Consider the following 1,050-nt stretch of genomic DNA (forward strand, 5'->3'; position numbering starts at 1 on the left):
TTATTTGTGATTTTTAATTGATTTTCAGAATTATTAACAACTTTAAGCGTAAGTTGCGGAGTGATAATATTGTTATTGTTTGTTTGTGTTTCTTGAGACTTATAATTCAAATCTAATTCTTTTTTGTTTTTAATCTTAGCAATATACATTTTATGTTGATATAATTCACATTGACGACGAACTGTAGCATTGTGTGATTCGTCTTGAATTTTGTGCAATTCACTTTCTGCACTTTCGAGCATATCATAAGAAGCTATTTTTAGAGCTAATTCTTTAGCTTGTTGATTTTCTTCGAGATTTAAATAATGATGTAGATTAGTTAGATGTATATTGTAATTTTCTGCTATTTGTCTATAAGATACATTATTAGCTATATCTTTAAAGAGTGATTCTTTATGTTCGTTGAGCAATTCAATTGTTTCTTGTCGACTTATTTTTTTTCTATCTTCAAATTCTCTAGTTTTTAGCATTTTTTTACATTATTTTAACGCGCGCGCGATGTTCAAGTTAGATGAATAAAACTAATCATAATAACTAATCTCATTTCATCTATCTCTAAAAGTCAATTATTTTTCTTCTTTCAAAAACAATTTTAGTTTTGTAATTTTCAATTCAATTTCTTTTATCTTTTTTAAAGATGCAATTATCAGCTCGATAATTTCTTTTATTCTTCAATATGTTTATCTATTATATCGTTGCTAGTTTTTTCATCCCCCCCGCCCCCATCTTGGGGGAGCGTCTTTTTCGGGGAAAAAGACTATATATATATTTAGATCTAAATAATTATTATTAATATATAAGTTTTATTCTTATCTTTTATTAATTTAATAAGAGAATATTATAGCACTTTTTTTTTATTTTGCAAGTTTTATTGCGACTCTAAGTCTCATCGCCCCAAACTCAATTCTGGACCCTTGAAAATGGCTGGTTGTGTTTTTTTGGGAAAGTGAAAAATTTATTTAATAATTCACTTGACATTTAAATTTGGGGGTTTTTTTTCTTTTATTAAATCTTAATAGTTTTTATCAACTTCTAATTTTGGGCTTTTTG

The 1,050-nt window shown here is 26.6% G+C and carries 1 protein-coding gene; it reads right to left on the reverse strand.

Going from position 1 to position 1,050, the window contains the following annotated elements:
• A partial coding sequence (locus EBS11_RS28345) for a hypothetical protein (protein WP_290608887.1) occupies window positions 1-470 on the reverse strand: 470 nt, incomplete at its 3' end.
• Between the last annotated feature and the right edge of the window lie 580 nt (window positions 471-1,050).

Origin of the sequence: Janthinobacterium sp. (assembly GCF_009923995.1) — a bacterium.
In the GTDB taxonomy this organism is placed as follows: Bacteria; Pseudomonadota; Gammaproteobacteria; order Burkholderiales; family Burkholderiaceae_D; genus Janthinobacterium.